General features: G+C 63.2%; 18 protein-coding genes. 10 read left to right on the top strand and 8 right to left on the bottom strand.

The window, feature by feature from the left end; all coding sequences use genetic code 11:
- Window positions 1–291 precede the first annotated feature (291 nt).
- From NKJ20_RS16840 to NKJ20_RS16830, 3 genes are all read right to left on the bottom strand, one after another.
- On the bottom strand, window positions 292–1638 hold the full coding sequence (locus NKJ20_RS16840) for an FAD/NAD(P)-binding protein (protein ID WP_352745489.1): 1347 nt from the start codon (window positions 1636–1638) through the stop codon (window positions 292–294).
- Between the two features lie 49 nt (window positions 1639–1687).
- Window positions 1688–2140, bottom strand: a complete 453-nt coding sequence (locus NKJ20_RS16835) for an RrF2 family transcriptional regulator (RefSeq protein ID WP_023675902.1) — start codon at window positions 2138–2140, stop codon at window positions 1688–1690.
- A gap of 147 nt (window positions 2141–2287) precedes the next feature.
- A complete protein-coding gene (locus NKJ20_RS16830; RefSeq protein WP_352453655.1) occupies window positions 2288–2620 on the bottom strand; it encodes a hypothetical protein in 333 nt (110 codons plus the stop codon).
- Window positions 2621–2817: 197 nt separating this feature from the next.
- On the opposite strand from NKJ20_RS16830, the gene tauA reads away from it, so the two are divergent.
- The 4 genes from tauA to NKJ20_RS16810 all read left to right on the top strand — a co-directional run bounded on the left by tauA (window position 2818) and on the right by NKJ20_RS16810 (window position 5781).
- Window positions 2818–3831, top strand: a complete 1014-nt coding sequence (gene tauA / locus NKJ20_RS16825; protein ID WP_352745486.1) for a taurine ABC transporter substrate-binding protein — start codon at window positions 2818–2820, stop codon at window positions 3829–3831.
- Window positions 3832–3939: 108 nt separating this feature from the next.
- The gene (locus NKJ20_RS16820; RefSeq protein ID WP_352453653.1) at window positions 3940–4713 is read left to right on the top strand and encodes a taurine ABC transporter ATP-binding protein; all 774 of its coding nucleotides are present in this window, start codon (window positions 3940–3942) and stop codon (window positions 4711–4713) included.
- Complete coding sequence (locus NKJ20_RS16815) at window positions 4710–5573, top strand: ABC transporter permease subunit (protein ID WP_352745483.1); 864 nt, start codon at window positions 4710–4712, stop codon at window positions 5571–5573. Before NKJ20_RS16820 ends, NKJ20_RS16815 begins: the two co-directional genes overlap by 4 nt.
- Before the next feature lie 19 nt (window positions 5574–5592).
- The gene (locus tag NKJ20_RS16810) at window positions 5593–5781 is read left to right on the top strand and encodes a hypothetical protein (RefSeq protein WP_352473982.1); all 189 of its coding nucleotides are present in this window, start codon (window positions 5593–5595) and stop codon (window positions 5779–5781) included.
- Window positions 5782–5840: 59 nt separating this feature from the next.
- On the opposite strand, the gene NKJ20_RS16805 is transcribed toward NKJ20_RS16810, so the two are convergent.
- Window positions 5841–6026: a hypothetical protein gene (locus tag NKJ20_RS16805; RefSeq protein ID WP_352745480.1), complete on the bottom strand. Its 186-nt coding sequence runs from the start codon at window positions 6024–6026 to the stop codon at window positions 5841–5843.
- A gap of 305 nt (window positions 6027–6331) precedes the next feature.
- Here NKJ20_RS16805 and NKJ20_RS16800 point away from each other — a divergent pair, with 305 nt between their 5' ends.
- The 3 genes from NKJ20_RS16800 (at window position 6332) to NKJ20_RS16790 (ending at window position 9057) form a co-directional block, all read left to right on the top strand.
- Window positions 6332–6691 carry a septal ring lytic transglycosylase RlpA family protein gene (locus tag NKJ20_RS16800; RefSeq protein WP_352745478.1) on the top strand — a complete coding sequence of 120 codons (360 nt, stop codon included), beginning with the start codon at window positions 6332–6334 and terminating at the stop codon, window positions 6689–6691.
- 255 nt (window positions 6692–6946) lie between these two features.
- Window positions 6947–8224: a polyhydroxyalkanoate depolymerase gene (locus tag NKJ20_RS16795; protein ID WP_352473986.1), complete on the top strand. Its 1278-nt coding sequence runs from the start codon at window positions 6947–6949 to the stop codon at window positions 8222–8224.
- A 215-nt stretch (window positions 8225–8439) separates the two neighbouring features.
- Window positions 8440–9057: a transglutaminase-like cysteine peptidase gene (locus NKJ20_RS16790; protein ID WP_352453647.1), complete on the top strand. Its 618-nt coding sequence runs from the start codon at window positions 8440–8442 to the stop codon at window positions 9055–9057.
- 9 nt (window positions 9058–9066) lie between these two features.
- Here the strand turns inward: NKJ20_RS16790 and NKJ20_RS16785 are convergent, their stop codons facing one another.
- From NKJ20_RS16785 to NKJ20_RS16770, 4 genes are read right to left on the bottom strand one after another with little or no spacing between them, the layout of a single operon-like run.
- Window positions 9067–9435 carry a helix-turn-helix domain-containing protein gene (locus NKJ20_RS16785; protein ID WP_352453646.1) on the bottom strand — a complete coding sequence of 123 codons (369 nt, stop codon included), beginning with the start codon at window positions 9433–9435 and terminating at the stop codon, window positions 9067–9069.
- Window positions 9436–9488: 53 nt separating this feature from the next.
- Complete coding sequence (locus tag NKJ20_RS16780) at window positions 9489–10022, bottom strand: Smr/MutS family protein (protein WP_352453645.1); 534 nt, start codon at window positions 10020–10022, stop codon at window positions 9489–9491.
- Window positions 10019–11125, bottom strand: coding sequence for a murein transglycosylase A (gene mltA / locus NKJ20_RS16775; protein ID WP_352453644.1), 1107 nt, complete (start codon window positions 11123–11125; stop codon window positions 10019–10021). Before mltA ends, NKJ20_RS16780 begins: the two co-directional genes overlap by 4 nt.
- A gap of 23 nt (window positions 11126–11148) precedes the next feature.
- Window positions 11149–11856: a Tim44/TimA family putative adaptor protein gene (locus NKJ20_RS16770; protein ID WP_352745631.1), complete on the bottom strand. Its 708-nt coding sequence runs from the start codon at window positions 11854–11856 to the stop codon at window positions 11149–11151.
- Between the two features lie 199 nt (window positions 11857–12055).
- Here NKJ20_RS16770 and NKJ20_RS16765 point away from each other — a divergent pair, with 199 nt between their 5' ends.
- The 3 genes from NKJ20_RS16765 to NKJ20_RS16755 form a co-directional block, all read left to right on the top strand.
- Window positions 12056–12547: an FxsA family protein gene (locus tag NKJ20_RS16765; protein WP_023675916.1), complete on the top strand. Its 492-nt coding sequence runs from the start codon at window positions 12056–12058 to the stop codon at window positions 12545–12547.
- A gap of 113 nt (window positions 12548–12660) precedes the next feature.
- Window positions 12661–13164, top strand: a complete 504-nt coding sequence (gene secB, locus NKJ20_RS16760) for a protein-export chaperone SecB (protein WP_352453643.1) — start codon at window positions 12661–12663, stop codon at window positions 13162–13164.
- Window positions 13165–13267: 103 nt separating this feature from the next.
- The coding region (locus NKJ20_RS16755; protein WP_352745475.1) for a hypothetical protein at window positions 13268–13474 on the top strand (207 nt) is incomplete at its 3' end.

The following is a 13474-nucleotide window of genomic DNA, read 5'->3' as shown; positions in this document are numbered from 1 at the left end:
AATTTGCCCGGTCATCTGGCCAGGGTCGCGGCTCACGGCCTCGCCGACTACAAAATCCATGGAGGAGAACGAAGACGAGCGTGCGCGACACCAATCCTCAATGCGAGACGGCCGAAACGTGTGGCGTCATCGCCTGGCTGTCTCGACCACCACGGGCTGGCTGGTCGGCTTCTGGTGGAGCGAGCTCCCGCACCCCTGGTTCGCCTTCACCGAACGCGGCTATGCGGTCGAGATCTTTTCACCCGACGGCAGCGGTCTTGCATCCGAGATCGCGTCAAGACAGAGGCGCCCTCATCCGAGCAAGCGCTTGCTCAGCCGCGCGCACTGCACGCGAATATCGGGAATGGCGTCGATTTCGAAGAAGGTGCCGCGCGTCAGTGGCCCGACGGCGAGGATCTTGGCGGATACCGTGCCGTCGCCGGCGATGACCTCGCAGTTCGCGGTCACGTCGAGGCCGAGGCGCAGCGGATCCGGCCGTGCCAGCCCACGCTCGACCAGCGACCGCACCACGCTGTTCGAGGTGGTCGAGATGTCCCTGGCGATGCCTGTGCAATCATAGATGCGAGCAAAGTCGAACCTTTCGAGGTGCTGCGTGTGGCGCGACTGGACCTGTACGCTGAAACCGTCGCCGGCGGCGATCTCGACGACGCGCCCGGCGACAAGGCGGATGCGGCCCGCTTGCACCGCCTCGGCAACGCGGGCGTAGACTTCCGGCGCCATGCGATGGCGGTGGATGTCCCACCAGGCCTTGGTGTGCTCGACGAAGCGGCGCTTGGCCGAGGACGGCCAGTTCTGCCAGATCTTCTGGTTGAAGGGTCTCAGACCGTCGACGACGTCGCGCCAGTCGATGCCGGCCTTCTGGTTTTCCCGGATCAGGTCGCGGAACCAGCCGACGAAATAGGAAAGCTGGGTGCCGAGCGGAATGTCGGCAACGTCGAGCTTGATCGGATTGCCCTTGCGATGCGGCGAAGGCAGCAGGCCGCGCCGAGACACCGCGACGATCGCGCCGCGGTGGCCGCGCTGCTCGAGCGACAGGAAGGCATCGACCATGCTCAAGCCCGTGCCCAGCACCAGGACTCGGGCTTCGGGGTCGAGCGCAGTGTCCGCGTCGGATCCCATCCTGATCGCATGCCCCTGCCCCGCCCCCGGCTCTTCGTCGTGGCCGGTGGCGAGCACGGCAAGATGCGCAACCACGCTGGTGCCGTTGGCCAGCGCCACTTCGACACCTGACGCGGTCGGCGAGATCGACAGGCTCTCCTCGCGGATCAGGCGCAGCCGGCCCGTCTGCTGCTCACGCGCCTCGAGCTCGTCGAGCAACTCCTTGAGATAGCGGGCGTAGACGCTGCGCGGCGCATAGACCGGCGCCTGTTCCGGCGTTGCCAGGCCGCGTTCAAGCAGCCAGCGCGAGAAATTGCCGGGATCGTCGGCATAGGCGCTCATGCCCGACGCGCTGACATTCAGCACGTGCGCCGACAGCAGGGTTGAATAGGCCATGCCTTGCCCAAAATGCGGGCGTTTTTCGATCAGGCTGACACGTAGATCGGGATTGGGCGACTTCAGCAGATGCGCGGCAAGCACGACGCCGCTGGCACCGCCGCCGACAATGATGATCGAACTTGGCGTAGCGCGCCCGGTCATACGCAAACCAGCTGTCCTGGCGATCGTCGCCAGCTCAGGAGAGATTGGTTCAGGCCTGGATTTTCAATGCCGCCGAAAAATCCTCGTCGCCGGCGATGTCGCGCATTTCGGCGAGGCTGCGCTGGTCCAGCACCTCGGCGATGGCCTGCCGGACCTCGAGCATCAGGTGTCGGACTTGGCATGTCGCCTCGTTGCAGTCTTCGCAGCGCTGATACTGGGTGCGGCTGGCGCAAGGAATGGGGGCAAGCGGTCCGTCGAGCACGCGCACGACGTGGCCGACCTTGATCTCGTCCGCCGGGCGTGCCAGCCGGTAGCCGCCCTCCTTGCCCTTGCGGCTCTGAACGAAACCGGCATTGCGCAATTCGCCAAGAATGGCATCGAGGAACTTCTTCGGAATATTGTTTCCTGTGGCGATGTCGTTGACGAAGGCGAGCTGTCCAACCGGCAGGCGCGCCAGATGGACGAGCGCCTTGAGGCCGTATTTACCTTTTTTCGTGAGCATAACCCGCACGTTTCTCTGTCATGCGATGACGCAAGGCCACCGGTTGCGAAACGCCTGGCGTGCCTCCCCGCCGCGTCCAAGCTGTCACTACAGATAAATTCTAGTGACATGATATACAAGCCGAGAAACGTTGATTTTGCTTCGTTTTCACGCCGCAATGGCCATTTTGGCCGGGGCTTGTGCTCTTGGAAGCACAGAAGCCGCCGCGAATGGCGCACCGGCAAACGGGCCGGCGGCAGGAATGTCCCGATCGGCGAGAATACCGACAGCAGCTTCTGCCCCTGAATTTGAAGGCCAAAGCATGCCGCGCGCGGCAACAAGGAGGGTGGCGTCGCTCATCGTCCTCTCCAATCCTTCAATGTCGATAAGGATACTAGACTTAACCGCGAACACAGGGAACTTGATTCCAATTTCCTGGCCATCCACAGCATGGATTTGCCGATGCAGGGGCGAAAACGGGAAAATCGTTGTTGCGCGCATGGACGACGTGGAAGAGGTTCTCGGGCAAGGACGATGGTTCTCACCCGGGCCGTCACCCAGAAGCGCGGGAACTGCCATAGCCAGATGACTTTTTCTAACAAGACCGCACCGATTGGAAGGATTTAACTCTACAAGAACGATAGAGTTAGATGACTATGAAACGCAATCCGGGTTTTTCTCGTTTCCAGGAGCCTTTCATGTCCACCATTTCGCGACGTATCGTTCTCTTGTCCTCGGCGGCTCTGGCGGGCGCCGCCTTCCTCGGCCCGGCCGATGCGCGGGACCTCAAGATCACTATCGGCTACCAGACGGTGGTCGAACCCTCGAAGGTGCCGCAGGCCGACGGCGCCTATGAGAGCGCGACCAAGGCGACAATCGACTGGCGGAAATTCGATTCCGGCGCCGACGTGATCGCGGCGATCGCTTCCGGTTCGGTCGACATCGGTTATGTCGGCTCGAGCCCGCTGGCGGCGGCGGCGAGCCGCGAGCTTCCAATCCAGACAATCTTCGTTGTCGGGCTGATCGGCGAATCCGAGGCCCTTGTCGCCCGCAACGGCGCCGGCATCGAGAAGGCCGCCGACCTTGCCGGCAAGAAGGTGGCGGTGCCCTTCGTTTCGACGACGCATTACAGCCTGCTTGCCGCGCTGAAGCATGAGGGTGTCGACCCGAAGTGGGTCGATATTCTCAATCTGCGGCCACCGGAGATCGCGGCGGCATGGGCGCGCGGCGACATCGACGCCGCCTATGTATGGGATCCGGCACTCGGCCAGATCAAGACGACGGGCAAGGTCGTGCTGGATTCCTCCCAGGTCGCCGCCTGGGGCGCGCCGACCTTCGACGCCTGGATCGTGCGCACCGACTTCGCCGAAAGGAACCCGGAAGCGGTGCGCGACTTCGTCAAAGTAACGGGCGCGGCCTATGCCGAGTTCCTGGCCAAGCCGGACGCCTGGTCGGTGACGTCGCCGCAAGCGGCGAAGATCGCCACGATCACCGGGGCCAAGCTGGAGGACGTGCCGCAACTATTGAGGGGCTATGTCTTCCCGACGCTCGAGGAGCAAGCCTCGGACAAGTTCCTCGGTGGCGGCACGGTCAAAGCGGTCGAGGCGACATCGGCCTTCCTCAAGGAGCAGGGCAAGATCGACGCCGTGCTGCCGGATTATTCGGAATACGTGTCGTCGAAATATGTCAGCGAAGCGCTTGCCTCGAACTGACGCCAACGCGCGCGGTTCTCCTTCCCTGACGCCGCGTGCTCCCTGCCCCGAACCGCTTGCGAGGAGCGGCTTCGGGGCAGACAGATTCGGAATATCGGCGAGGTTCCCATGACGCATCTCGTGCTCGACAAGGTCTCGGTCCACTATGACGGTCAGCCGGCGCCGGCGGTCGAAAATGTGTCGATTGAGATCGCCAAGGATGACTTCGTCGTCCTGGTCGGCCGCTCCGGCTGCGGCAAGACGTCGTTGCTCAATGTCGCTGCGGGCCTGGTCCAGCCTGTGCGCGGACGCGCCACGATTGGCGGCAGGCCGATCACGGCGCCAAGCTCTGAGCGCGCCGTCGTGTTCCAGAACGACGCGCTGTTTCCGTGGCTGACCGCGCGGGAAAATGTCGCCTTTGCGCTCAGGCTGCGCGGTGTCAGGGCGGCTGAACGGGCGCGGCGCGCCGACAAGCTTCTGGCGCTGGTGAAGCTCGACGGCGCCGGCGACAAGCGCATCTGGGAGCTTTCCGGCGGCATGCGCCAGCGGGTCGGCCTGGCCCGGGCGCTGGCGGCCGAGCCGCAATTCCTGCTGCTCGACGAGCCGCTGGGCGCGCTCGATGCGCTGACACGCGAACGCATGCAGACAACGCTGCTCGATCTGTGGACGGCAAGCCAGGTCGGCGTGCTGATGGTCACGCACGGCATCGAGGAAGCCCTGGTGCTGGCAACCCGTATCATTGTGCTCGCTCCCGGCCCTGGCCGGGTGGTGTGGAGCTTCGAGACCGGCTTCAGCCGGCGCTATGCAGCCGGCGAGGCCATTCGCAGCATCAAGGCCGATCCCGCCTTCGCCGCAGCGCGCGGCGAGCTGACCGACGCGATCTTCGAAGGGGAGGCAGCATGACCGTTACCTCCTATACCGAGCGGCCGCAGCGCAAGGTCGACGACGGAGCCGACGCGCTGTCGGTGCCATGGTCGCGGCCGCGGCCGAGACGCAGCCGCGTTTCGGCCCGCGTGGTTAGCGCGATCACCATTCTGATGATGCTGGCGGCGTGGACGGCATCGGCCCGTCTGCAATTGGTGTCGCCGGTTTTCCTGCCGTCGCCTGTGGCAGTCTGGAACAAATTTGTCGTCGTCGCCCGTGACGGCTTTGTCGACGCGACGCTGCTCCAGCATATCGCCGCCAGCCTGTGGCGGGTGTTTGCGGCGCTGATCGCGGCCGTTTTCGTCGGCGTTCCCATCGGGCTGGCTATCGGCATCAGCACGATCGGGCGCGGCATCTTCGATCCGCTGCTCGAATTCCTGCGGCCGATCCCGCCGCTCGCCTATCTGCCGCTGATCATTATCTGGTTCGGCATTGGCGAGCCGTCCAAGATCCTGGTGATTGCCATTGCCATGCTGGCGCCGGTTGCGCTGTCGACGGCATCGGGTGTTCGCGGCGTCTCGCAGGAGCGCATCAATGCAGCGCGCTCGCTTGGCGCCACGCAGCGCCAGGTGATCTGGCACGTCATCCTGCCCAGCGCGCTGCCCTCGATCCTGACGGGGCTGCGCATCGCGCTTGGCGCCGGCTGGTCGACGCTGGTCGCCGCCGAGCTGGTGGCCGCGACGCGCGGGCTCGGATTCATGATCCAGTCCGCTGCCCAGTTCCTCGTCACCGACGTGGTAGTGATGGGCATACTGGTGATCGCGGCCATTGCCTTCGTGCTCGAATTCATCATCCGCAGGATCGAGTGGGTGCTCGTCCCGTGGGCGGGGCGGGAGTAACCGGACCGGAGACGTGACGATGCCCCATTCCACCGCTGTACTGTTTGCGCATTTCGGCCATTGGCTCCGCCTGATCAAGGCCGGAGACAAACAGCCGCCTGAAGACGAACGCAAAACGCCGACACCGGTGCATCTGGACGCCGAGCGCAACCGCCTGCCGCCGCGCGACGAAAGTTTCTACTGGGGCTGGCAGTACTGGTCGCGGTGAGCGGCCGCCACGGGTCCGCTGTGTGCTGCTCCGGCGGGCGCCTGAGGATCGACGCCTGTTCAACCACGCGAGCGGTTTGTCCAGGCCAGGCCGACCAAGCCGACCAGCACGGTCACGATGCCGGCATAGAGCCATTGCGACTGGCCGGTCATGAAGCTGCCCTGGACCCAACCGATGCCTTGCAATGACCACAGCACGCCGATGGCGAGCACAATCAAGGCCAGCAGATTTTTGATCAATCTCATCGCTAGAACTCCTCTCCAAGTCGATCATCAGCCGCATTCCGGCCGAAATGGAACAGCTAAAAGAAGCAGCCCAATCACGCCAACTTCTACTTAGATGCTAACCTCTGATCCTGCGCAAGACATGCGGAGATCGGTGGAAAGATCATCAAGGAAGCTGTGCCGCGCTGCGGGAAATCTCTGACAAATTGTTTCGCGTCGACTCCAAACGTGTAACATTGCCATGGAACCGACAGATCATTGCCGCATTTGCTGCCTCATTCGTCCCTAACCGCTGCGGGTCTGTCAACGGAGCCAGTCCCCAACACATGAACAAAAGCAACCAGACCGCGCTTGTCGCGGCCACGATCGCGGCTGGCCTGATGGTCGGCGCATCCACTGCCAGCGCCGCCGCGCAGTGCGGCCGTGCCTCCTGGTACTCACTGCATTCCAGAACCGCTTCCAGCGAACGCATGAACCCGTCGGCGCTGACCGCCGCGCACCGCAGCCTGCCGTTCGGCACCAAGCTGAAGGTGACCAATCGCAACAATGGCCGCAGTGTCGTCGTGCGCATCAACGACCGCGGCCCGTTCATCAAGGGGCGGATGCTCGATCTGTCGAAGGGCGCCGCCAGTCAGCTTGGCTTCATCAGCTCGGGCCATACGGCCGTCTGCATGGCACGGGTCTAACGGCCGCCACGGCCGGACACCGCCTCCGACGCTCGTCCCCAATAGCCGTGCTGCATGCCAGGCCTTCGCAGGTGCACATTGAGCCGGCTGTTGCCGTTCCAGGCGGATTCTCAATGCCTTGGACGAAAGAACGAGCCTAAATCACTCAAGTTGACGTATTGCATCGCAGCAGATTGTTGCTAACTTCCCCGCAAGGCATTCAAGGCTCGGCGCTGCTCGTCGGCCCTTCGATCGCAGTCGGCAGCGGGGTTCTCGATGTTCTACCAGCTCTACGAACTGAACCACGCCGCCTTGCAGCCGGCGCGCCTCTATGCCGATGCGGTGCGCCTGTTCTACTCCAATCCGCTCAACCCGGTCTCACACACGTCCTGGGGTCGCTCGGTTGCGGCAACGGCCGAACTGTTCGAGCGCACGACGCGCCGCTACGGCAAGCCGCAATTCGGCCTGACCAAGACCGTGGTCGACTGGAAAACCGTCGAGGTCAGCGAACATACCGTCTGGTCGCGGCCGTTCTGCAACCTGGTCCGTTTCGAGCGGGCGGTTCCTGCTGGGCGCCGACCGGATCCGAAACTGTTGATCGTCGCGCCGATGTCTGGCCACTACGCGACGCTGCTGCGCGGCACGGTTGAGGCGATGCTGCCCTATGCCGACGTGCATATCACCGACTGGGTCGACGCCCGCATGGTGCCGCTGGCCGACGGCAGCTTCGATCTTGACGACTATATCGACTACATCGTCGACATGCTGCATGCGCTGGGTCCCGACACCCATGTGATGGCGGTGTGCCAGCCTTCGGTGCCGGTGCTGGCGGCGGCGGCGCTGATGGAAGCCAAGGGTGATCCGTTCGTGCCCTCGACGATGACGCTGATGGGCGGGCCGATCGACACGCGCCGCAATCCGACGGCGGTCAATCTGCTGGCGCAAGAAAAGGGCATCGACTGGTTCCGCGACAACGTCATCATGCGCGCGCCCTGGCCGGTGCCGGGCTTCGGCCGCGAGGTCTATCCTGGCTTCCTGCAGCTTTCGGGGTTCATGAGCATGAACCTCGACCGCCACATCATCGCCCACAAGGACTTTTTCATGCATCTGGTGAAGCATGACGGCGACAATGCCGAGAAGCACCGCGAGTTCTACGATGAATATCTGGCGGTGATGGATCTGACGGCGGAATTCTACCTGCAGACCGTCGACACCGTGTTTGTCCGCCAGGCCTTGCCCAAGGGCACGATGACGCATCGCGGCGTGGCGGTCGACCCTTCGGCGATCCGCAATGTCGCCCTGTTCACGGTCGAGGGCGAGAACGACGACATCTCCGGCCTCGGCCAGACCAAGGCTGCGCACGACCTGTGCATCAACATCCCGGCCGACAGGCACGCCCATTACATGCAGCCGGCGGTCGGCCATTATGGTGTGTTCAACGGCTCGCGCTTCCGCTCCGAAATCGTGCCGCGCATCGTTGATTTCATTACCAGCTATGGCCGTCAGAACCGCGTTGCGGTGAAGCCGAAACTGGTCCGGACCGGCAAGAAATAGGCGACCAGCGATGATGCCGCGCCCGCGACCTCGCATCAGGTCGGCCAACGCTAAAATTACCGGTTGGAATCGGTGTAGTCCATCCGAGCTGTTGCACAATAGTCGCGTTGGCGCCACGCGGGTAACCATGCCGCAAAATCAATCCATCCTCATAATTGACACGGACTGTAAATACCCCTTAACGTTTCGTTAACAACAAGGGACAAGCGGGGACAATGATTTCCTCACCAATGGCGAGAACGCTGCGCCTGTGCGCGCTGGCTGGACTTACTGTGGCGGCAGGTTGGGCCGGTTCGGCCTCGGCAGCCAGCCCAATGATAACAGGTGGCCCGACCTCGCAGCCGATCGGCCATTATGATTTCTGCAAGAGCTACGCGTCCGAATGCTCGATCCGCCCGAAGGATCTGTCGCCCGCCAGCCTGACAGGCTCGCTGTGGCGCAAGCTGCTCAGCGTCACGGCAAAGGTCAACGCCGCCGTCAAGCCGGAGAGCGACTTCGACATCTACGGCAAGGATGAGGTCTGGGCCTATCCCGACAAGGGCGTTGGCGATTGCGAGGACTATGTCCTGGAAAAGCGCCGTGAGCTGAACCGGCTTGGCGTCTCGTTTGCCGATCTGCTGATGACTGTCGTGCGCAAGCCCGACGGTGAGGGCCACGCCGTGCTGACGGTGCGCACCGACAAGGGCGACTACATCCTCGACAATCTGACCGACCAGGTCCGTTCCTGGGACCAGACCGGCTATCGTTTCCTCAAGCGGCAGGCGATCGACAATACCGGCCGCTGGGTCTCGATCCGCGGCGGCCAGCAGGTGCTGGTCGGCTCGGTCCAGTAACCAAGCAACTCATTTCGGCCGTGCCAGCGCGGCGCGGATCGACGCAATGATGCGGCGAAGCTCGGCGTCGTCGAGCTTTTCAATGTTGTCGGCCAGGAGATTGGCAAGCTCGGTCGCCGCCGGGCTAAGGCCCGACGTGTCGAGCTTGACGCGCGGATGCGAGGTTTCGGCCAGCCGCGCCAGTTCCTCGGCGTCATCCCAAATGATGTTGAAATAGCCGATGATCTTCTGGATCAGCGTCCAGCTCGGCGCACCGCGGCGGCCATGTTCCAGCGCCGAGAGATAGGCTGCGCTGACGCCGATCGCCTTGGCCATGTCCTTCTGGCTGACGCCGCGCTCGTTTCGCAGCACGCGAAGCTTTTCGCCGAATGGGGTCACAAGCGCACCTTCATGGGTGCATCCTCATAGGTGCGTCCCTCATGGGCATGTCCTCATGAGCGCGCCCGCCGCAAGCGGATATAGAGCGCACCCGAGCCGCCATGTTTGCGGGCGGCATGGTCGTGGCTGGAGACGAGGGGCCGGAAGGCGGGTGTCGACAGCCATGACGGCACGGCGCGCCGCAAGACGCCATCGCCGCCCGACGAGGAACCCTTGCCGGTGATCACCAGGACATAGCGGATGCCGCCGGCATGCGCCCGGTGCAGAAAGGAAAACAGCAGCGAATAGGCTTCGTCCTGGGTCAGGCCATGCAGGTCGACGCGGCCTTCGATCGGCAGCCGGCCCTTCGACAGCTTGTCCAGCGTCGGTTCGTCGAGTGCGTGGGAGACATGCTGCGCCTTCTGCTTTGCGGCCGTGGCAGCATTGCCCGCGACCTGTGCCGGCGGCGGCTGCCTGGTCTCGTCGATCTCCGGCCCAACGTGCGGAATTTCGACGGCGGTTTTGCCCTTGAGCGGCTTTGCCGTGCGCGCCACCAGGTTCCACAGCACCCGGTCGTCCTCGCTCAGCCTGTCGATGCGCCGGGTCATCGGCCTGCTCCTGAAACCAGCGACCGGGGGATCAGCGCATAAAAATCTGCGGCGTTGCGGATAACGCCGGCGATCTCGCCGGCCGCATCGCCCGACCCGGCAAACAGATCACCGCGAGCCGGCCCGGTGATCGCCGAGCCGGTGTCCTGCGCGATCATCAGCCGCCGGAACGGTTTTCCGTCGAAGACGGTCAGCGACGGTGCATCGATATGGAAGGGCGTGCCGAACGTGTGCAGCAGCCGGTCGACGGCGATCGAGCGGCCGGGTGTCAGCGCCACCTTGGCGGCAGCGATCGGGCCGAGCTCTGGGTCGTCGACGCCCATCTCGCGGAAGAAAATGTAGGAGCGGTTGCGCCAAAGGATCTCGTCGACGCGTTCCGGATGCGCCTTGAACCAGGCACGGATCGACTGCATCGTCACTTTCTGCAGCGGGATCTCGCCTTCCTCGCTCAAGATCTTGCCCGGTCCGGTAAAGCGCTGGCCGGATTTGGCGGCATAGGTGATGCGGCGAAGCCTGCCGTCGGTCATCTTGAGCCGCGCCGCACCCTGCACGTGGATGAAGAAGGCGTCGACCTTATCGGCGAGCCAGGCGATTTCCAGCCTTTTTCCGGCAAGCGCGCCGCATTCGATCTCGCCGCGGTCGAAATATTCGACCGGGCCGTTCGGCGCCGCACGTGCGAAGGCGAGATAAGGATCCATGCCGGAAGGACGATTGCCGTCGTCGACGTCGACAAGATCGGCCGGGCGCGACAGCAACGGCACCGAAAACCGTTGCGTGCGTACCGGCGAGGCTTCGACCTCCGGCTCGTAAAAGCCGGTGACCAGGCCCGGACCACCATCTTCGGCATCGATACGGGCCGGCACGAAGTGGCGCTCGAAAAAGCTTCGGGCCTGCAACCGATTCGCCGGCGAAACGGTGCGCGCTTCGGCATAGGCGTCGGCAAAGCCATTGTAATCGACGCCGAGCGCGCCGGAGCGGTAGGGTTTGGTCAGGATATGAAAGGCCGAGCGGCGAAAGGCCTCAAAGGCAGGGAAATGGTCGTCCTCGCCCCAGCCCGGCAATTCGCCAAAGGATTTTTCGCTGAAGGCTCGAGAAAGCGACACGACAGCCTCCGCCGCCGTCCAGTTCAGTCTTCTTCTTCGGTGGCGACGAGCTTCCAGTTCGGATCGCGCGAGCGCGCGTCACGAGCGAAGGTCCAGACATCCTTGACCTCGGCGACGGTTTCGGGATCGCCGTCGATGACGGCGCCGGCCTTGTCGCGGGTCGCCGAAATCAGTTCGCTGACGATGCGCAGCGTGATGTGCGCCTCGCTGCCCTTCATCTCGGCCGAAACGATGTCGGCCTTGTCGATGCCGACGAAGGAGGACTGGATCTTTTCGGCTTTCGCCTCACGGTCACCGATGGCCGCGACGAAGCCGTCATAGACCTCGCGCGACAAAAGGTTCTTCAGCGTTTTGCGGTCGCCATCGGCGTAGGCCATGACGATCATCTCGTAGGCGATCTTGGCGCCGTCGACGAAGGTCTTCGGGTCGAAGGTCGGATCATTGTCCTTGATCGCCCGCAGGCCCCGGTTGAGATCGGTGTCCGGCTTGGCAAAGGCATCGATCGCCACATAGGCATCGGCGGCCGGCTCTCCCGCCAGCCGCTTGCGCGGCAGCGAAACCACGTTCTCGGGTTTCTGGGCGGCATCCTTGTCGTTTTTGCGCGCTGCCGTATATGGATCGAAGGGTGGGCGCTCGTTGCCCGTGCGTCGGCCAAGCACGTTGCGCAGCTGGAAGAAGATCACCACCGCCGCAATCAGAAAGAAAATCGTGCCGAAGTCGAAGAAGCCCATATCTTGCGCCAATCAATCCCTGCTTTGGCCGGACCAGCGGCCAAGCAAGGGCCGCGATCACATAGCGTTCAGTATCCAAAGCATATAGAACGCATGGCGCAATCATTCAAATCAAAGGCAGCCATACCTATCTAACAGCTCTGGTGCCAGCGGCGATTGCTCGCCGGCCGGCAAAACATCGAAAACGATCGGTCAAGATTTGCGTATTTCGCTGCTTCCCCTGTTCATTCTCGCGCTTCCGCTGCTGGAGATAGCCGGTTTCGTTATTGTCGGCCGCCAGGTCGGCGCGCTGGCGACAGTCGGCTTGGTGCTGGCCTCGAGTGTCGCCGGCGCCCTGCTGCTGCGGCACCAGGGTTTTGGCGTGATGGCCAGGGTACGTGCCGAAATGGATGCCGGGCGTGATCCGAGCGGCCAGCTTGCGCATGGCGCCATGATCGTGCTGGCCGCGATCCTTTTGATCATCCCCGGCTTCATCTCGGATATTTTCGGCCTTCTGCTGTTCCTGCCGCCGGTGCGCGATCTTGCCTGGCGGATGCTGAAAGGCCGCATCGTGCTGGCAACCGATTTCAGCAGTGGTTTGCGGGCAAGGCAACGCGGCAAGACCATCGATCTCGACGACGGCGACTATTCGCGGGCCGACGACCATACGCGCGGACCGGGTTCTCCCTGGCGCCGCCTCAAGGACGAGTAGCTGCAAGGCAACCGGCGTCTTTTGCAAACTTGTCTTGTCGGGCCGGTCATGATAGCGAACGCCCGAATTTCAATCCGGTCAGCAACGCTGCCCAGGCAAAAGGACCACAGCTTATGGCCAGCAACGACGACGCGCCGACCGGCGCAGCCAACGGTAATGGAAATGCGGCGCAGCCTTCGCTCAACGTGCTTGCGCAATATGTGAAGGACCTGTCCTTCGAAAGCCCCGGCGCACCGAACTCGTTGCGCGGCCGCGACAAGGCTCCGGGCATCGCCATCAACGTCAACGTCAACGCCAATCCGCTTTCGGACAAGCAGTTCGACGTCAATTTGACGCTGAACGCCAAAGCGTCGTTCGACCAGGAAGTGCTGTTCAACGTCGAGCTGGTCTATGGCGGCGTCTTCTCCATCAGCGGCTTCCCGCAGGAGCACATGCTGCCGATCCTGTTCATCGAATGCCCGCGGCTGCTGTTCCCGTTCGCCCGGCAGATCATCGCCGAGGCAACACGCAATGGCGGCTTCCCGCCGCTGATGCTAGACCCGATCGATTTCGCGCAGATGTTCCAGCAGAAGTTGGCCGAAGACCAGGCTGCCGCCGCCAAGGTCAAGGTGAGCTGAGCGCGGCTGTCTTGCTAGCGTTTGGAAAAACCCGGCGCGAAGCCGGGTTTTTTATAATGATGTCCCGCCCGACAGGCTGAAGGCCAATCGGACGCAAGCGTCGATGGTTCTCTTCAGCGGCAAGTCGAATATCTTCGAGATTAGCCGAATATCACTGCGCCTTCGTCATCCCAGGGCGGAGCAGGAGCGAAGCGACGTCGCGGAGACCCTGGGATCCATGCCGTCACGTCAGCCGAAGAATACAGCGGCTCAGAACGGCGCTTGTATCCGCAACTGTGCCAGCTACCCTTCAGCCATGACCGGCTATACC

Origin of the sequence: Mesorhizobium sp. M0185 (genome assembly GCF_040322175.1) — a bacterium.
Classification (GTDB): Bacteria; Pseudomonadota; Alphaproteobacteria; order Rhizobiales; family Rhizobiaceae; genus Mesorhizobium.
The sequence above is the reverse complement of the archived record's forward strand: the minus strand, read 5'-3'. Positions and strand labels throughout refer to the sequence as shown.

Coding starts and splice junctions, on each gene's coding strand:
- NKJ20_RS16835 (WP_023675902.1), bottom strand. CDS start 2,140: ATGCTCACGAAAAAAGGTAAATACGGCCTCAAGGCGCTCGTCCATCTG.
- NKJ20_RS16830 (WP_352453655.1), bottom strand. CDS start 2,620: ATGCGCGCAACAACGATTTTCCCGTTTTCGCCCCTGCATCGGCAAATC.
- NKJ20_RS16815 (WP_352745483.1), top strand. CDS start 4,710: ATGACCGTTACCTCCTATACCGAGCGGCCGCAGCGCAAGGTCGACGAC.
- NKJ20_RS16810 (WP_352473982.1), top strand. CDS start 5,593: ATGCCCCATTCCACCGCTGTACTGTTTGCGCATTTCGGCCATTGGCTC.
- NKJ20_RS16770 (WP_352745631.1), bottom strand. CDS start 11,856: ATGGGCTTCTTCGACTTCGGCACGATTTTCTTTCTGATTGCGGCGGTG.
- NKJ20_RS16840 (WP_352745489.1), bottom strand. CDS start 1,638: ATGACCGGGCGCGCTACGCCAAGTTCGATCATCATTGTCGGCGGCGGT.
- NKJ20_RS16780 (WP_352453645.1), bottom strand. CDS start 10,022: ATGACCCGGCGCATCGACAGGCTGAGCGAGGACGACCGGGTGCTGTGG.
- NKJ20_RS16820 (WP_352453653.1), top strand. CDS start 3,940: ATGACGCATCTCGTGCTCGACAAGGTCTCGGTCCACTATGACGGTCAG.
- tauA (WP_352745486.1), top strand. CDS start 2,818: ATGTCCACCATTTCGCGACGTATCGTTCTCTTGTCCTCGGCGGCTCTG.
- NKJ20_RS16805 (WP_352745480.1), bottom strand. CDS start 6,026: ATGAGATTGATCAAAAATCTGCTGGCCTTGATTGTGCTCGCCATCGGC.
- NKJ20_RS16795 (WP_352473986.1), top strand. CDS start 6,947: ATGTTCTACCAGCTCTACGAACTGAACCACGCCGCCTTGCAGCCGGCG.
- NKJ20_RS16790 (WP_352453647.1), top strand. CDS start 8,440: ATGATTTCCTCACCAATGGCGAGAACGCTGCGCCTGTGCGCGCTGGCT.
- NKJ20_RS16800 (WP_352745478.1), top strand. CDS start 6,332: ATGAACAAAAGCAACCAGACCGCGCTTGTCGCGGCCACGATCGCGGCT.
- secB (WP_352453643.1), top strand. CDS start 12,661: ATGGCCAGCAACGACGACGCGCCGACCGGCGCAGCCAACGGTAATGGA.